Raw genomic sequence first — 16513 nt, 5'->3', positions numbered from 1 at the left:
CCAAGCCGTTGCCTTTTCCCACACGCCCTTGTCGCGCCAGCGGGCAAAGCGCACGTACACCCGGTGCCAGTGGCCAAACTGCGCCGGCAGGTCCCGCCAGGGAGCTCCCGTGCGGCCCAGCCAAAGCACCGCTTCGACAAATCCGCGCGTGTCGGCAGCGGTGACCCCGCAACTCCCGGCTTGCCCCGGTAACAAAGGAGATAACTCGGCCCACATCTTGTCCGTCAATAGCGTGCGGTCTGCATTCATAGTCGATCAACAACTCCGTAATTGAGAACAGTTCCTAGAGCACCTGTCTGTAAAATCCATCTCCATAAAAGAAACTGGCACGGCAGACGACATCAATAGTGACAAGCTGGAGTTTGCAGAAGGCGACATATTATTTGGGAAAATAAGAGCGTATCTCCACAAAGTTTGTCTGAGCCATTTTTCAGGGGTATGCTCAACTGACGCTATTGTAATCAAACCGAGAAGTAATGCAGCACTTGGTTTTGTCTTGTTCACTGTTTTTAGTGACCATTTTATTGAATTTGCTGACATGATTTCAAACGGCACTAAAATGCCACGTTCCGAATGGAGCGTTTTGAAAAAATATCAGATCATTGTGCCAAAAGATGAAGCACTTGAAGCTTTCGACTCTTTGGTTAGACCAATGCTTGGCAAGATTGCCAACCTACAAGCTCAAATAGCCACCCTTCGAGCCACCCGCGACGCGTTGCTCCCAAGGCTACTGAGCGGTCAGTTAGTCCCCAACGCTATTCCCACTCCTGTTTAATCCCACTACGCCCCTATGGCCTTTATTAGCGAAGATGATATAGAACGCGCCTGCGTGCAGGTGCTGATGAATGAGTTAGGTTATAACGAGCACCTCAACCTCCACAAGAAAGACGAACCGATAGCCAACCAGCTATTCGGGCGCGCGGATACCCGGGGCGTGGTGCGGCTGAGCCAGCTGGCCGCAAGCCTGCGGGCGCTGAACCCGCACGCCCCGGAGGAGGTGCTGCACGATGCGCTGAAGCTGATGACGGAGCCGCGGCCGGGCATGAACCGGTTTGAGGCTAACCGGGCCGTTACGCAGCTGCTCCAGAAGGGCAAGGATATGCCGGGAGCCAAGAACGACAAGGGCGAGGCCGTGCTGACGCGGGTCCGGTACCTGGATTTTGAGCACCCGGAGAACAACCACTTCGCGGTGGTACAGCAGCTCACCATTAAGGGCAAGGCCACCCGCCGGCCCGATTTGCTGGTGTTCGTGAACGGGCTGCCGCTGGTGTTCGTGGAGCTGAAAAACGCGACCGAGGAAACCCGGCAGGCCTACGACAAGAACCTGACCGACTACCGGCGCGACATCGGGCAGCTGTTTGACTACAACCTGGTGGTGGTGCTCAGCAACGGGCTGGAAACCAAAGTCGGCAGCCACACCGCCGACTGGGAGCAGTTCTTCAACTGGGAGAAGATAGCCGACGAAAACGAAACCGTGGTGCCCAAGGGCGAAACCGACATTGAGCGGGTGATGCGGGCGCTGTTCCGCAAGGAAACCCTGCTGGACCTGCTGGAAAACTTCGTGCTCTTCTACGCTAACCGCGCCAAGATTGTATCGAAGAACCACCAGTACCTGGGCGTGAACAACACCGTAGCGGCACTGGAAAAACGGCAGGAGCTGGCCGGCAAGCTGGGGGTGTTCTGGCACACTCAGGGCTCGGGCAAGAGCTTTTCGATGGCCTACTTCGTGCAGAAGGTGCGGAAGAAATTGAAGGGCGGGGCTAGCCTGAAGTTTGTGCTGGTAACGGACCGCGACGATTTGGAAGACCAGCTTTGGAAGACGTTTGTACGCTCGGGGCTGCTGGATGAGCAGCAGCCGGCGCGGGCTAAAAGCGCCGCGCACCTGGCCCAGCTGGTGAAAGCCAACACGCCCATCATCTTCACCCTGATTCAGAAGTTCAAGAACCCGACCGGCAAGGGCGGCGGCATGTTCCCGCAGCTGACCACGCAGGGCGAGGATTACGTGGTGCTGGTGGATGAGGCCCACCGCAGCCAGTACAAGGACCTGGGCGACAACATGCGCCGGGCGTTCAAGGGCGCGTCGTACCTGGCCTTCACGGGCACTCCCCTGCTCGATGCGGTGGAGACGACCCGGGAATGGTTTGGGGGCTACGTGAGCCAGTACAACTTTCAGGAGAGCGTACTCGACGGCTCGACGGTGCCGCTGTACTACCACAACCGGGTGCCGCAGATGCAGCTGCAGAACGATGCGCTGAACGAGGAGTTTGCCGAAATCATGGCCGACGAAAACCTGAGCGACGAGCAGAAGGAGCGGCTGACGCGCAAGTACGCCAACGTGGTGACGGTGATAACCGACAACGACCGGCTGGATACGGTGGCGCAGGATATTGTGGGGCACTTTCCGAACCGGGGTTACCTGGGCAAGGGCATGGTGGTGAGCCTGGACAAGCCTACCGCCGTGAAGATGTACGACAAGGTGGTGGCCAGCTGGAAACAGCGGCTGAAAGAATTGCAGGGCCAGCTGAACGCGGCCGCACCAAACACGCCGGAGTGGGTGGCGCTGAAACGCACCCAGCAGTGGATGAAGGCCACGGAAATGGCCGTTATCGTGAGTGAGGAAGCTGAGGAAGAGCAGAAGTTCGACAAGCTGGGCCTCAACATCCGCCCCCACCGGGCCCTGATGAACAAGACCTGGGGCGACGACCACGCCACCATCGAGGACCGGTTCCGGGAGCCCACCAGTCCGCTGCGGCTGGTGTTTGTGTGCGCCAAGTGGCTGACCGGGTTTGACGCGCCCACCGTCTCGACGCTCTACCTGGATAAGCCCCTGCAGAACCACACGCTGATGCAGACCATCGCGCGGGCCAACCGCGTAGCGGTAGCCCTCGACGAAGCCGGCGCCGTGGCCACCGATGATACGCTGGTGCCCATAGCCAAAACCAATGGGCTGATTGTGGACTACTACGGGCTGATGGCCGGGGGCCGGCTGGAAAAGGCCCTGGCCAAGTATGCCAAGGCCAAGAACACCGAGGAGGGCGAGAAGAAAGACTACCCCGCCGAGGACTTCGAGGCGCTGCTGGGCCACCTGGACGCCGCTATTGGGGAGGCCGTGAAGTTCCTGGACAAACAGGGCCTGAACCTGACGGAGGTACTGGACAGCAAGGCCACCTTCGACAAGCTGAACCAACTGGACGACATGGCCAATGTGCTGTCGAAGACCGACGAGCTGAAGAAAGAGTTTGGGGTGTATCAAACGGCGGTAACGTCGTTTTACCAAGCCTGCAAGCCGGATATTCTGACCGAGGAGCTGCTGAAGGGCGGCGGACCCTACCTGGGGCGCTACCGGCGTACGAAGGACGCGCTGGAGTACGTGCGGCGCATCATGGGCCGGCAGACGGACGACAGCGGCAACTTCGACGGGGCCCGCGTGAAGGCCGACTCGCTGATTGACGAGGCCATTGTGGCCCAGGGCGGCGGCAAGGGCTACTCGATTGACACGACCGGGCAGGAAATCAACCTGAGCAACATCGACCTGGAGAAGTTGCAAACGCGCTTCCAGGAGCGGCCTCATAAGAACCTGGCCATAACGGATATGGTGGCCTTCCTGCAGGACCGCACCCAACAGCTGCTGAACCGCAACGTAGGCCGGGTGGACCTGGCCCAAAAGCTGCACGACATCATCCAGCAGTACAACACGGCCAGCTCGGACGTGGAGGCCTTTTTCGCGGCGCTCAAGGAGTACCTGAGCAAGCTGCAGGAGGAGGACAAAAGGTCGGCCGCCGAAGGGCTAACTGAGGACGAGCTGGAAATCTTCGACCTGCTGTTTGTGGGCGAGCTGAAGCAGGCCGAGAAGGACCGGGTGAAGCTGGCCGCTCAGCACCTGCTGACCAAGCTGCAGGATAACGCCACCAAGAAGCACGTGCTCACCCCCGACTGGCACAAGAACCCGCAGCTGCAAATGAAGGTGCGGAATATGATCGGTGACCTGCTGGATTCTGAGCTACCGGGTAAGCAGGAAGGGTACCCGAATGATGTATTTCTAGAGAAGCGAGATGCTGTGTATCAGCACCTGCTGAATCAGGCGACACTGGGGGCTCGGTATTGGGCGTAGGTAACATAAACAGGATACAATGTCTATTAAGCTGCTTGAAGGAAAGAACTTAACAATTGTATTATTGACAATGGCCTTAATGGCTGTCTCAATACCGTTAGGAATGCTGATTTGGGCATTAATTAGTAACGGTTTAGGATTGACGCAGACGGGGCAGATAGGTGATACAATTGGTGGGACAGCGGGGGCATTGATTAATGGAATAGGTCTTCTATTGGTGTACAGTTCGTTTCAAGCTCAAATAAAAGCCAATGAGCTGCAGAATCAATTGATGCAAGATCAAAAAAACGATTTTGACCGCCAGCGACAGGAATTTCAAGAAACAATGGATCGGCAGGCAAATGAAAGCTTTTTTGACTTGACGCTAAAAATTGTAGAACGGTTTAGCGAGGCTGTGGAGCGGCAGCAACACTTGTTTTTAGATGTCCCCAGTATTAGCTATAGGATTCTTAATGATCAAAGGATTACTTCGTCTGAAAGAATGGGAGCCACAAAGCTAATCGGACAAGAAGAATTCATTACATATCAGCGGCAATTTTTCATTTTGACTGAATTCTTTAATGTAATCAGCCGTAGAATTAACGACACTATACTGACTGGTGATCAGAAGTTAGTATTAATAGATTTATTAGACGTCAGCTACGGAGCTCTTGTCAAAACGGCAATTATTAAGTATCAGCAGATCTTCGGCGTTGGAGTAGTGGAAAAACATCCAGATGACATGTACTACAACCTTGATAGACAAGATATCCTTTTATTTCAGTTACGAAAAGATGCAGAAACGCAAGCAGCATTTGAACGGATTCCTTACGGGAACGAAGAGTAAAAATTAAAAGACTGTATTCCTTCATTTCGAAATTATGATACCAAGCAAATTAACCGTAGGTCAGATTTTCGAGCAGGAACGGCGGCTCGTGGTACCTCTGTTTCAGCGGCCCTACGTGTGGGGGGAGCTGGACCAGTGGCAGCCGCTGTGGCTGGATATTCAGCAGTTGGCCGAGGAGGAACTGGCGCGGATGAGCCGGGGCAGCGCGGCGGCTCGTAAAAAGCTACCCAACCACTTTATCGGGGCGGTGGTACTGGCCAAGATGGATACGTGGGGCCGTGCCGTGCCGGCGCGCAACGTGATTGACGGCCAGCAGCGCATGACAACGCTGCAGATTGTGCTGACGGCACTGCACGACGTGGCGGCGGCGCAGGAGGTAGAAGGTATCGACCGGGTTTTTGAACGGTTGACGCGCAACAACTACCGGTCTGATTTTGCCTACGAGCAGTTTAAGGTGTGGCCTACCAGCGGCGACCAAAAAGTGTTCGAGCAGGTGCTAACGGCCGGTTCGCCGCAGGAAGTGAACAGGTTGTTTCCGCTCACCAAGGGCTTCCGCAAGAGGAACTATGACCGTCGCCCCCAGCTGGTGGAGGCTTACCTATACTTTACGGGGGTTTTTGAGGCATTCTTACTGGCCGAAGACTTAGAGGCGACGGACGAAGGGCCATCTCAAGACCTGATAAGTGCGCGGGTGGATGCGTTGCTGGAGTGCATCACCAAGCGCCTGGAGGTGGTGATGGTAGAGCTGGAGGATGAAGATGACCCGCAAGTAATTTTTGAGTCGTTGAATGGACGGGGAGTTCAGTTGCGGCCATCAGACCTGATACGCAACCTGGTGTTTCTGGAAGCCAACAAGCAACAGCGTAACCTGGAAGAGCTGCACAAGCAGTACTGGGCGGAGTTTGACGACTCGGGGCAGCGGGGCAAGTTTTGGCAGCAGGAAACGCGGCAGGGCCGCCTAAAGAGGTCCCGGCTGGATTTGTTCTTCTTCCACTTCCTGACCCTGCAACGGCAGGAGCAGCTACCCATTACGCAGCTGTACACGGAGTTTCGGAGCTGGTGGCTGGAGGCGGCCAGTGACAACGCCGAAACGGAACTGGCGAACCTGCGCCAGTACGGCGACGTGTACCGGGGCTTTTTTGAGCGGGGCAGCCGCTCCAGGCTCAGTACGCTGATGCACCGCCTGCAGGTGATGGATACCAGCGTGTTCTATCCTGTGCTACTGGGCCTGTACACTCGCTGGGAGAGCAAGACGGATGCCCGGCAATTGGATGGGATTCTAACCGACCTGGAGTCGTACCTGGTGCGGCGGATGGTATGCCAGTTAACCCCCAAGAACTACAACAACATCGCGCTGGATTTGCTGCAGGTGCTAGAAGAGGCGCCGACCATCACCCGCGCAACGGTAGCGGACTTTTTAGGAGGGCTGAGCAGCGAAACCACGCGGTGGCCGGCGGACGAGGAATTTAAGGCCTCCTGCAGCACAAAGCCACTTTATGAGTGCCTAAGTAAACCGCGCCTGCAGATGTTGCTGCACGCGCTGGATCTACAATTAGAAACCAGCCGACAGGAGCAGGTGCATCTGCAATCTGATTTGACAATTGAGCACGTGTACCCACAGCAGCCAGAGGCGGGTACGTGGGATTATATCGACGAAGAAGAGAGAAAAGAAGTGTTGCACCAGTTGGGCAATTTGACGCTATTAACTGGGTCCTTAAATTCGTCGGTCAGTAACGGCCCCTTCTCCAGGAAGCGCAAAAAGATAGCGGAGCAGAGTCGAATACGCTTGAACGTGTACTTCCAGGGATTTGAAGACGATTACCTGTGGGACGCTTCGGATATTCGGCAGCGGGGGAAGGAACTAGCCAAGCTAGCGTTGCAGATATGGCCCCGACCCGCTTAATTCAGTTTTAAAAACCACTCTCCTGCGCTAATTGCCATGCCCGTCGAACGTATTCTGATTTGGGGTAAAACCTACCCGGAGTTGAGCAAAAAGTACGGAGAGGTGGTCTGCACAGCCGGGTGCAGGGAGGATGGAACACCCATCCGTTTGTACCCGGTACCGCTGCGCTACCTGCCAGCATTCGGGAAGTACAGCCTCTACAACTGGATAGAGGTTAATGTAGAGCGCAACACGACCGACGTACGCCCGGAAAGCTACAAAGTAGTGGGCATGCCACGGGTGGTAGGCGAGATGGACAGCAAGCAGAACTGGGCCGCCCGCCGTGAGCTACTGTTTAAAAACCCGGCTTGGCATTACCCCTGCGCGGTTGATTTGCGGGCGGCCCAGCAAGCGGCTAAGACTTCGCTCGGGGTGATTAAGGTGGGGCAGGTAGAAAGAATCTGGGTGGTAGAGCGGCCCGCCGACGAGTTGCGCAAGCATCGGGCGTTGATGCAGGCACTGAAGAGCCGGTTGAAACTATTCGACGAGCCCCAGATGCGCGACCTCGACCCGCAGGAATTCAAGGTGCATTTACAGTGGCGGTGTGCGCACCCCGACTGCCCCGGTGGGCACACTGCCGGTATCATGGACTGGGGCCTAGCGCAACTGGGCCGCAAAAAGGGGCGAGAGGCTGCCGTAAGCCGGATGCGTGAACTCTCGGACCTTACAAAGCATGACCTGCATTTGCTGATGGGCAACTTTGCCAAGCATCAGGGTAACTTTGGGATAATTGGAATGTGGTACCCTCAGACGGCGGAATATTTGGCAAGTAAAGCCTCGCCTAAGCGCAAACCAAGGCCTGCACAGCAGTTAGGTCTTGATTTGTAAAGCGGGGGGCTCCTTCGGGGTCCAGGTGGATGATAGACACATCGTGACCAGTTACGTTCTGCCAGCGGTATAGTAGATATGCCCGGTGACAGTCGGCGGGGTGGCGTTCGTAACAGAGCAGGCACACGTTGGTGTGTTGAGCCAGATGGGGCTGTATCCACTGGTCGAACTGCGTTACGATATCGGGATACTGCTCCAAGTGGTCGGCGTATAATTCCAAGCAATGCTGATGAGAATCAGCTTGTTTGCGAATAGCTTTGGGGTTGCCCGCGTAACGAGCGTGTTCGTAACCAATACCTTCGGCAGCTAGTCCTTCGCGAAGTGGCTTGGCTGAAAACCCAGGCCGGTAACTCCAGGGTGTTTCGCGCACATCTAACACGATTTTTACATCGGCCTGGTGAAGATGCTCAATGAAGCTGGGGAGGGTCCGTAATTGGTAGCCACAGGAGAAAATCGAGGCTGCAGAGGGGCTTTTCATAAGAGGCAAAGAACGGAAGTAAAAGCGTAGGAGGCTTGATAAGACTACTGCTGGCAGTGTCAGATTACAGCAATATGGTGGCGACAGTCACCATATAGTTCACATCGGGTCCTATTACGAGTCGACGTGTAGGCTGTCGGGGCCCTTGATGAGGAAGGAGCAGAACAGGCCTATCACGGTGCCCGTTTCGGGGCAGAGCATGGCGTCGTAGGAGAAGTCGCCAGTTACGAGGCCGGAAGCGAATTCGCCGTTGGTGCGGGCGTCGCGGATGCAGTTGGCCAGGTGCTGCAGGGCGTTGTCGCGCAGCTCGCCGGCGGTGGGGGTGCGGCCGTGGGTGGCGTAGTGTTTCCAATCTAGCTCGTGCATGATGCGGGCGATGCTGGCCCACTTGGTGTTGAGCATGATGCTGGCCAGGTGGGCGTGGTCGTGGGCAGTGAGGGAGGTGGTAGACATGGTGTTTGAGAATCAGGCGGCGGTATTGGGCCGGTACTTGTCAGCTAAGCGGCGGTCTTCGGCACGGTGGCGTCGGTCAATTTCCTTTTGGGCCTCGGGGCTGGGCTGCCAGTCGGGACGGGGGTTGCGCTGGGTGAGCAGCTGCAGCTGGTGGCGTTGGTGCTCGGCTTCGGCGGCGGGGAGCAGGCCGTGCTTCTGGCGCTGGTTGATGAGCGTGAGGCGCTGGCGCAGGTGCTCGGCGTTGGGGTGGTCGAGGGGGATGCGGCGGCCGATGGCGGCTACTAGCTGGGGGGCGGTTTGTTGGAGCTGGGTGAGCGTGGCGGTGGCCTCGCCGGCGGCCTGGGCTTTGCGGTCGAGGTGCTGGGTTTCGAGGTAGATGGCTTTGCGCTGAAAGTACTCAGCCAGCAGGGCGTAGATGCGCGATACGTCGAGCGAGGCGAAGAACTTGCTGCCGCGGGTACGGGCTTCTTTCAGGGCCAGGATGATGTCTTTGACGCTCTCGTGGGTATAGGTGTAGGCCAGCGTGTCGGCCAGCTCGAGGATGTCGGCCGCGTCGGGCTTGTCGGGCACGCGGAGCGAGTCGAGGAAGGCGCGCAGGATGACGATGAGCAATTTAACGAGCACCACCTCGCCGAGCTGGCGGCGCAGCTGGAACAGCTTGGGGGCGGCGGCGGCCTGGGCCATAGTCAGTCCCACCGACAATTCGGCCAGCAAGGCGCGGGCTTCGGGATTGGGCGTGGCGGCCAGTTCACGCATCGTACTTGGAGCGGTAGCCAGTGCGAGCAAAGAGTGCTCCGGGGCTAGCGTCATTGGCTTGAGGGCTGGGGGCGAGCTTGAGGCGGTTATCGTGCGCATCGTTGAGCATGAATTGGGTGGCGGTGGCTTTCCAGTCGCGGCGGCGAGGTGGCTCGCCGTTCTTGCGCCAGTTGGCGACTTGGGCATGGTAGAAGCGCAGGTCAGCTAGCGCGTAATCGGTGCCGGCGAAGGCGGCGGCAAAATTCTCGTAGGCGGCCAGCTCGGACTCGGCGAAGGGGACTTCGGGGCGATGGGGGCGGCCGCGTTTGGGGGGCGGGTTGGCGTCGGCATTCTGGGCTTGGCCAACCTGGCGAATGGTGGCCCCTCCTACCCCCTTTTTCTTTTGCGCAACTTTCTTTTTAGGGGTCGGGTCTGCGCCGTTTGGTGGGTTGGGCTCGTCGAGCAATTCCACGCTTGAAAGCCCTTCGCCTTCGCCCCCCTCCCATTTTTTTTTTGGTGCGCCACCACCGTTTACTACTACACTGTTTAAACCTCTTGTTTTACCATATAAGGTGTCTTCGGGCACTTCTGCCCCTGATGCAGCCCGCATGGGGGGCACTTGTGCCCGGAGTGCTGGGGGCAGTTGTGCCCCCGATGCGGCTTTTTCATGGCGGGCACTTGTGCCCCTGGTGGGCGGGTTCAGGGGGGGCACTTCTGCCTCCGATGGGTGGGCAGCATCGGGGGCAGAACTGCCCGGGGTACCGGGGTTTGTCGGGGCCAATTTCGGGCCCGGTACATCGGGTTCATCGGGGGCAGTAGTGCCCCCGATGGCGGGCGGCGATTGAGACAGGTCGGTGAGGAAGCAGCGGCTGCGGCCGTAGCGCGACTGGCTGGGCTGGTAGGCCAGCAGCTGCCAGGAGTCAAGGTCATAGAGGGCGGCGCGGTAGGTGCGCTCGTTGCCGATGCGGGCGGCGCGCATGGTGGCGGGGTGGTCGAGGTCGAGGCCGGCGGGGAAGCGGGCGGCGTTCCACTCAAAGAACAGGGCCCAATACAGACTAACATGGTGGGGCCGGGCCTGGGCCTGTTGGCTCAGGTGCTCGTGGGCGGCGCGGGTGTGCTGGACGTAGTTCACGGGATTTAAGCTGTTAGCTTTTAGCTGATAGCGTAGCGGTTAGCCTGTGCTTCTTTCGGGTGAAGAGCTATCAGCTATAAGCTGTTAGCTAAGAGCTAAAGGCAATTGGCGGCCGGCGTCGTTGTGTTTGCCGCGCAGGGCGGCTTCCACTTCGGTCAGGGCTTCGGCTACGGCCAATTCCAACAGGCCCGCGTAGTCGTATTCGGGGCCGGTTTCGGCTTCGTAGGCGACGTAGGGGCTGATGAGGTTGAGTACCCGGTTGCCGGCCAGGCGGCGCTGGCCGATGAGGGTTACGCCTCCCCCACTGCGCCCCAGGCTCAGGCCCGTGACGGTGAAGCTGTCAAAGTGCGCGGGCAGCTGCTCGGCCTCGTCGTCGGGCCAGAAGTCGGGCGTTTCCCTCAGCTGCTCACAGAGCAGGCACAGATGCGGAACGAGGCGGGCGAAGCAGCGCTGCAGGTCGGGGTGGATGAGTTCCTGGCTGGCGAGGGCGAAACTGCGGATGGGAGCTTCTGGGTCGCGCTGCTCGCTGAATTCGGCCAGTAGCTGGTAGTCCTTTATCCGGGCCTTCTGGATGCGGATAAGGGAGGTGGCCGCCTCGGGGCCGACGATGGGAGCGAGTTGGGCTAGCATGCGAGGGGCTGGGGTTGGTGGTGGGCGTGGAAGACGGCGGCAGAAAAGCCGCGGGGGGTAAGGCTGCGGATGTTGGCGCGGTTCTTCGAGCCGGGCACCTTGTTCACCATGGAGCCGCGTACAGGGAACACCGGCCGCTTTTCGGGCATCAGGAAGCCGTGGCCCGTCCAGAGGCAGGTGCGCTTGGTGTAGGCTTCGGGCTCGGGGTTGGGGAGCCAGCCGGCGTACTCGCAGGGGTCGAACTGATAGTCGGGCTCGCGCCAGTAGTGGCGGAGCTGGCCCCTGGGGTTTTCGATGAAGTAAGGCGCTCCCAGCCGGTCGCACAAGTCGGCCGCCGCGCCCACCAGGTCGAGGGAGGCAGCCAGGGCCCGCAGGCCTTTGACCCGGAACAGGTGTGCGCCGGCGTTGCTCAGGTCGGTACACGGCGGGAAGGCCGCCACGAAAGCGACCGGGCCGGGCGGGGGCACGAAACGGCGTAAGTCGCCGCCAACCAGGCACACGTTGCCCTGCCACGTTTCTCCGGCCGGGTGCTGCGCGTCGACGCAATAGCAGGTGTAGCCGGCGGCGGCCCAAGGCTCTACAAAGCGGCCGGAGTGGTCGAACAGGGAAACGATGGTCTGGCTCATGCGGCTTGCAGGGTGGGCCGGTGGTAGCGGCGGGGGTACTTGTCGAGCACGGAGCGGCGGAAGCCCCAATCCTTCTCGTTGAGGCGCACGCCCTGCAGGCGGCCGGCGCGGCGGGCCCGCAGGAGCGCGTCGATGGACAGGCCAATGTAGACCGAGGCCTGGGCGGTGGAAAGCACTTCGTCGGGCGGGGGTGGCGGGGCCTGGCGGGCGGCTTCGGCCTGCTCCAGCTTATCGAGGCGGGCCAAGTGCTGCCGCCACTCCGTTTCGGGAATGATGATGACGGCTTGCATGGCTATTCTTTTAGGGCGTGGCGGCGGGCGTCGAGGTCGGCCCGCTGTTTTTTCTCGGCGGCCACGGCATCGAGCAGCGCGGCCTCGATGACGGCATTATTGACGCCGTTGCGCTGGATGGTGCTGTAGATGGTGCTGCGGGCGAACGTGTGGCCCTGGTCGGCGAGAATCTGCTGGGCTTTGCCGACAATATCGGTCTTGTTGCCCAGCGACCTAATCAGGCCCTGGAGGGTGGGCGTGTCAGAAAAAGATTTCGGCATGTTTTCCATTATCTTATGCATTTAGTACATTTGAGTGTATTACTACTGTAATTAGCACACAAAACGGTAATTCTTCCGCAAAATGTGTAACAAAAACGGCGCACAACAATGGAAGCGACTGAGAATCAGAAGAAAAAAGTTCCGGCCGGCGTGGATGGTGACACGGGTGGGCGCATCAAGCAACTTTTTGAGCATCATGGCATAACCACCTATGAGGCCAACCAGCGCATGGGCTATTCGCGCACGAGCAAGCTCTACAAGGTGCTTTCCGGCGACGTGCGGCCCTCGTATGAGACGCTAGTGGATATTCTGTCCGAGTTCCCGGATGTATCGCCCGACTGGCTGCTAATGGGTAAGGGGGAAATGCAGCGGCCCCAGGTTGCCAAGCCAGCGGTCGGGCCAACGGGCGACAGCACGCAGGTACTGACGCTGACGATGGGCCTGGACGGGGAACCCAACGTCGAGCTGGTGCCCATCCTGGCTCAGGCGGGCTATTCGCTGCAGCATAACGAGGCGGTGTACTTGGAGGAGTTGCCTAAGTACCGGATTCCGGGCTTCGAGCGGGGCGTGATCCGGGCCTTCGAGGTGGCGGGTGATTCTATGGAGCCGACCATCCGCCACGCCGACGTGGTGCTGGCCTCGTGGGTGGAGAACCCGCGGCTACTGGAACTGGGCGAGGTCTACGTGGTCGTGACGGATGAGAGCGTGATGCTCAAGCGCATCAAGCAGCGTATGACCTCTGGCACAAAAGAGGTGCTGCTGTTCTCGGACAATCCACACCGCAAGCCTTACGATATGGACGTGGCTGATATCCGCCAATTGTGGCGGGTGCGCGGGTACGTGTCGCGCTACGTCCCAAGCGCACCGGACCTGACGATTGAGCGGCTGTGGGATGTTATCGAGGCCCTGGGCTTTGACCGCAATGAGGTGCGGCGGCACTTGGACGAAGATGCAACCTCTGACGCTACCCTATAAAACAAACAGCCGGCTACAAGCTTGTAGCCGGCTGTAAAACAGATACTTGCCTGGCGTTCCGCGCCGTGCAATGAGCCCCGACAGGAGGCTCCAGATTACCCACCCAAAGCACCCGAAAAACCGCTCCTCCCATCGGGAAAGCCGTTTTTCGGGTTTTTTGCGTCTGGGGGAATCGGTACTCCCCGACGTTAAATCCGGGGTTTCCTACGCGAAGGACGCCCCCTTTAACGCCCCCCTTTTTATGGTAACCCAGTTTGTCCTCCGCAGCGACAAAAAAGACCGCGCCGGCCGCTGCCCGGTGCATCTGGTGGTGTATTTCGAAGGTGTCCGCTTCCAGTGCGCCACGGGTGAAAAGTGTAAACCAGCCGACTGGAATGCCGACAAAAAGCACTTCCGCCGCTCCTACCCGCTGGCCGAGGAAGCCAACGACCTGCTGCGGCTGATGAGCGACAACGTGCTCAAGTGGTGGCGCACGCTGCGGGCCACCGGTCAGGCCCCTACCCTGGCCGGCCTGCGGGCGGCCCTGCGGCCCGCTCCGGAGCCGGAGCCGCCCACCGTCCGGCCGGTGGCCGTGGCCTACGAGCAGTACCGGCAGGCCATGCGGGCGCGAGGCTACTCGCGCGAGACACTGCGCCAGCACGTGGTGGCCCGCAACTGGTTTACGGGCTTTGAGCAGTGGAGCGGCCAGCCGCTGGACCCCGGTACCTACGATCTGGCCCGCCATGATGCGCTGCTCGGCTACCTGCGGGAAGTGCGCGGGCTGGCCCCCAACTCGCTCTACACGGCCGTGAAAGATTTGAAGTCGTTTCTGCGGTTTCTGCGCGACGAGCGGGCCGTCTGCGTGCCCATTGAGCTGCGCCGGCTGGTGGCCAAGCCGGCCGACTCCCCCAAGCTGTATCTGTCGGCCGCCGACCTGCAGGCCCTGGCCTCGGCCATGCTGCCGGCTAACCTCGTGGCTACCCGGGACGCGTTTCTGTTCTGCTGCTACACCGGCCTGCGCTACTCCGACGTTTCGGCCCTGCACGCGGGCAACCTGCAGGAGTGGAACGGGGGCCGGCTGTTGCGGCTAGTGCAAAGCAAGACCCGAGCCGGGGTGAGCATCTACCTGACGGCGGCGGCCTCGGCCATTTTAGACAAGTACGCCGACGCTGAGCGGCTGCGGCTGCTGCCGGTGCATCCCAACCAGGTGATGAACCGCTACCTCAAGCGGGTGGCCCGGCTGGCAGGCCTGACGGGCTCGGCCGACCTGGTGAGCACGGGCGACGGCGGCATTATCCGGGCGGCAGTGCCGACCTGTGAGCTGGTGACCATGCACACGGCCCGCCACACCTTCGCCACCCAAAGCCTGCTGCGGGGTATGCCGGTGGAGGTACTGCAGAAAGTACTGGGCCACAAGAAAATCCAGACCACGCTGATTTACGCCAAAATCGTGGAGGATTTTCAGCACCACACCATGCGCCGGATCTGGGAAGGCAGCCCGCCGCAGGAAGACGAGCTGGTGGGCGCAGTATGCGCGGTGGAGCCGGCGGCTTAGCAGTCCGGCGGGCCCCGCGCATACCTGCCCCATACCTAGGCCATACTTAAGCCATGCTTAAGAGGCGGGCGAGCCATGGCCGGGGCTAGCGCCGGGGAAGGACCGGCACGCCGTTGATGGCGGCGGTGACTTCGGGCTCGGGCAGGCGGGTGTAGGCGCAGAACTCGCCCACCGACACGTAGGAGCCGGCCGGCTTGCCGAGCGCGGCGCGAATGCGCTGCAGCAGGCGCTTACCGGCCGTGTACTGGGTACCGGTCAGCCGGGCCGCGTCTTTGGGGTAAATGCATACCTGGGTCATGTGGGGTATTGTGGGGGCGGTTGGGACAAGTGAAGATACAACGCGCCGGGCAACTGAGTAGGTTCGGGAATGAAACGGAATCGAACTTCCCCCCGCCCCCCTGTTCCGCTGCTGCTTAGGCGGTTGGCGGCGCTGCTGCTGACGGTGGCGGTAGTCGGCACACCGGCGCGGGCCCAGGAGCTGGTACGGGTGAGCCGGGTGGTGGATGCCGACACCTATGAGGTGCTCAGCCAGAGCCAGCGCGAGCGGGTGCGACTACTGGGCGTGGATGCGCCGGAGCGCAGCCAGCCGTTCGGGCCGGCAGCCACCGACTCGGTGCGGGTGCTGCTGAGCGCGGCCGGCGGGCTGGTGGAACTGACGCGCGCCGGCACCGACCGCTACGGGCGGACGCTGGGCGCGGTGCGCGTGCGCCTCGCTCCTACTCAGCAGCTCGTGACCCTGGATTCGGTGCTGGTAGCGCGGGGCTGGGACTGGGCCTATGCGCCGGGCCGGCAGCGGGTACGCTGGGTACAGGAGCAGCAGCGGGCCCAGGCCGGTGGGCGGGGGCTGTGGCGCTGCGGGGTGGCCGCGGCCGTGCCGCCCTGGCTGTGGCGGGAGTTCAAACAGGAAATAAAGCGGCACTACCGGGTTGACTGCCCCCGGTAGGGCATAGACGCAGCGAAGGCAGTCAATTTCTTTTCACCCTTTTTTCCCTACCACTATGGCACGTCAGACCGGCGTAATTCAAATCAGTGGCACCGTGGGCGGCGTCGTTTTCGCCAAAGACGGCACGGTGCGCCAAAAGCAGGGCTCCAACAAGAGCCAGTTCAACTCGTCCGCCTCCATGCAGCGGGTGCGCGAGAATGCCAGCGAGTTTGCCACGGCCGCCTCCTCGGGCAAGCTCGTGCGCGACGCGCTGCGTCGGGTGGTGGCCCTGGCCTCCGACCGGCTCATGGTTTCGCGCCTGGCCCAGAAGATGAAGCAGATTCTCAACCTGGACGAGGACTCCGACCGCGGCGGCCGGCAGGTGCTGCCCGAGAACCTGCCGGCGCTGGTGGGCTTCGACTTCAATGCCGGCTCGGCCTTGTCGAGCACCTACTTCGGCCAGGTGGAGCCCACGCTGGACCGGGCTACCGGCACCCACGCGGTGAACCTGGGCGAGCTCAATCCCTCGCGCGACGTGGCCGCCCCGCAGGGGGCGACCCACTACCGCATCAACGCGGCCGTGGCCAGCCTCAACTTCGAGACCGGCACCTACAACAGCGCCGAGGTGAGTACGGCGGAGCTGCCGCTGGATAATGCCCAGCGGCCCGCTGAAAGCCTGAGCCTGCCGCTGGTGGCCCCGGCCGACGAGTCGCTGGTGGTGGCCGTGGGCGTGGACTTCTTCCAGCAGATGAACGGCAAGTTCTACCCGCT

19 protein-coding genes are annotated in these 16513 nt (G+C 60.4%); 9 read left to right on the top strand and 10 right to left on the bottom strand.

The features are described 5' to 3' along the window. Positions 1-249: transposase (locus H145_RS23540; protein WP_019948175.1), on the bottom strand; the 249-nt coding region annotated here is incomplete at its 3' end. Between the two features lie 247 nt (positions 250-496). Here H145_RS23540 and H145_RS24380 point away from each other — a divergent pair. The 5 genes from H145_RS24380 to H145_RS0118720 are packed head-to-tail and all read left to right on the top strand — an operon-like array spanning position 497 to position 7707. Then, the gene (locus H145_RS24380; RefSeq protein WP_157541818.1) at positions 497-775 is read left to right on the top strand and encodes a restriction endonuclease subunit S; all 279 of its coding nucleotides are present in this window, start codon (positions 497-499) and stop codon (positions 773-775) included. Positions 776-790: 15 nt separating this feature from the next. Beyond that, positions 791-4111, top strand: coding sequence for a type I restriction endonuclease subunit R (locus tag H145_RS0118735; RefSeq protein WP_019949692.1), 3321 nt, complete (start codon positions 791-793; stop codon positions 4109-4111). Between the two features lie 19 nt (positions 4112-4130). After that, entirely contained in the window at positions 4131-4937 is an 807-nt protein-coding gene (locus H145_RS0118730) for a hypothetical protein (protein ID WP_157541816.1), read from the top strand. A 34-nt stretch (positions 4938-4971) separates the two neighbouring features. Continuing rightward, positions 4972-6840 carry a DUF262 domain-containing protein gene (locus H145_RS0118725; RefSeq protein WP_019949690.1) on the top strand — a complete coding sequence of 623 codons (1869 nt, stop codon included), beginning with the start codon at positions 4972-4974 and terminating at the stop codon, positions 6838-6840. A 36-nt stretch (positions 6841-6876) separates the two neighbouring features. After that, positions 6877-7707: a hypothetical protein gene (locus H145_RS0118720; RefSeq protein WP_019949689.1), complete on the top strand. Its 831-nt coding sequence runs from the start codon at positions 6877-6879 to the stop codon at positions 7705-7707. On the opposite strand, the gene H145_RS23535 is transcribed toward H145_RS0118720, so the two are convergent. The 8 genes from H145_RS23535 to H145_RS0118675 all read right to left on the bottom strand — a co-directional run bounded on the left by H145_RS23535 (position 7661) and on the right by H145_RS0118675 (position 12311). Next, positions 7661-8185 carry a DUF488 domain-containing protein gene (locus H145_RS23535; protein ID WP_071595245.1) on the bottom strand — a complete coding sequence of 175 codons (525 nt, stop codon included), beginning with the start codon at positions 8183-8185 and terminating at the stop codon, positions 7661-7663. The genes H145_RS0118720 and H145_RS23535 overlap by 47 nt on opposite strands. A gap of 114 nt (positions 8186-8299) precedes the next feature. Continuing rightward, positions 8300-8638, bottom strand: coding sequence for a hypothetical protein (locus H145_RS0118710; RefSeq protein ID WP_019949687.1), 339 nt, complete (start codon positions 8636-8638; stop codon positions 8300-8302). A gap of 12 nt (positions 8639-8650) precedes the next feature. After that, positions 8651-9394: a hypothetical protein gene (locus H145_RS0118705; protein WP_019949686.1), complete on the bottom strand. Its 744-nt coding sequence runs from the start codon at positions 9392-9394 to the stop codon at positions 8651-8653. After that, positions 9387-10505, bottom strand: coding sequence for a hypothetical protein (locus tag H145_RS23820; protein WP_083937860.1), 1119 nt, complete (start codon positions 10503-10505; stop codon positions 9387-9389). The genes H145_RS0118705 and H145_RS23820 overlap by 8 nt, the downstream gene beginning before the upstream one ends. An 84-nt stretch (positions 10506-10589) precedes the next feature. Beyond that, positions 10590-11135, bottom strand: a complete 546-nt coding sequence (locus tag H145_RS0118690) for a hypothetical protein (RefSeq protein WP_019949683.1) — start codon at positions 11133-11135, stop codon at positions 10590-10592. Continuing rightward, the gene (locus tag H145_RS0118685; protein ID WP_019949682.1) at positions 11129-11761 is read right to left on the bottom strand and encodes a hypothetical protein; all 633 of its coding nucleotides are present in this window, start codon (positions 11759-11761) and stop codon (positions 11129-11131) included. Before H145_RS0118685 ends, H145_RS0118690 begins: the two co-directional genes overlap by 7 nt. Then, positions 11758-12051 carry a hypothetical protein gene (locus H145_RS0118680; protein WP_019949681.1) on the bottom strand — a complete coding sequence of 98 codons (294 nt, stop codon included), beginning with the start codon at positions 12049-12051 and terminating at the stop codon, positions 11758-11760. The genes H145_RS0118685 and H145_RS0118680 overlap by 4 nt, the downstream gene beginning before the upstream one ends. A 2-nt stretch (positions 12052-12053) precedes the next feature. Then, positions 12054-12311 carry a hypothetical protein gene (locus H145_RS0118675; RefSeq protein WP_157541815.1) on the bottom strand — a complete coding sequence of 86 codons (258 nt, stop codon included), beginning with the start codon at positions 12309-12311 and terminating at the stop codon, positions 12054-12056. Positions 12312-12419: 108 nt separating this feature from the next. On the opposite strand from H145_RS0118675, the gene H145_RS0118670 reads away from it, so the two are divergent. Beyond that, positions 12420-13286 (top strand): S24 family peptidase, encoded by an 867-nt coding sequence (locus H145_RS0118670; protein ID WP_019949679.1) that lies wholly within the window; start codon positions 12420-12422, stop codon positions 13284-13286. 241 nt (positions 13287-13527) lie between these two features. Then, positions 13528-14820: a site-specific integrase gene (locus H145_RS0118665; protein WP_019949678.1), complete on the top strand. Its 1293-nt coding sequence runs from the start codon at positions 13528-13530 to the stop codon at positions 14818-14820. A gap of 85 nt (positions 14821-14905) precedes the next feature. Here the strand turns inward: H145_RS0118665 and H145_RS0118660 are convergent, their stop codons facing one another. Further along, positions 14906-15118: a hypothetical protein gene (locus H145_RS0118660; protein WP_019949677.1), complete on the bottom strand. Its 213-nt coding sequence runs from the start codon at positions 15116-15118 to the stop codon at positions 14906-14908. A gap of 69 nt (positions 15119-15187) precedes the next feature. Between H145_RS0118660 and H145_RS23085 the strand changes: the two genes are divergently transcribed. Both H145_RS23085 and H145_RS0118650 read left to right on the top strand, forming a co-directional pair. Then, positions 15188-15763 carry a thermonuclease family protein gene (locus tag H145_RS23085; RefSeq protein WP_157541813.1) on the top strand — a complete coding sequence of 192 codons (576 nt, stop codon included), beginning with the start codon at positions 15188-15190 and terminating at the stop codon, positions 15761-15763. 55 nt (positions 15764-15818) lie between these two features. Then, the coding region (locus H145_RS0118650) for a hypothetical protein (RefSeq protein ID WP_019949675.1) at positions 15819-16513 on the top strand (695 nt) is incomplete at its 3' end.

This window comes from Hymenobacter aerophilus DSM 13606 (assembly GCF_000382225.1).
In the GTDB taxonomy this organism is placed as follows: domain Bacteria; phylum Bacteroidota; class Bacteroidia; order Cytophagales; family Hymenobacteraceae; genus Hymenobacter; species Hymenobacter aerophilus.
The sequence above is the reverse complement of the archived record's forward strand: the minus strand, read 5'-3'. Positions and strand labels throughout refer to the sequence as shown.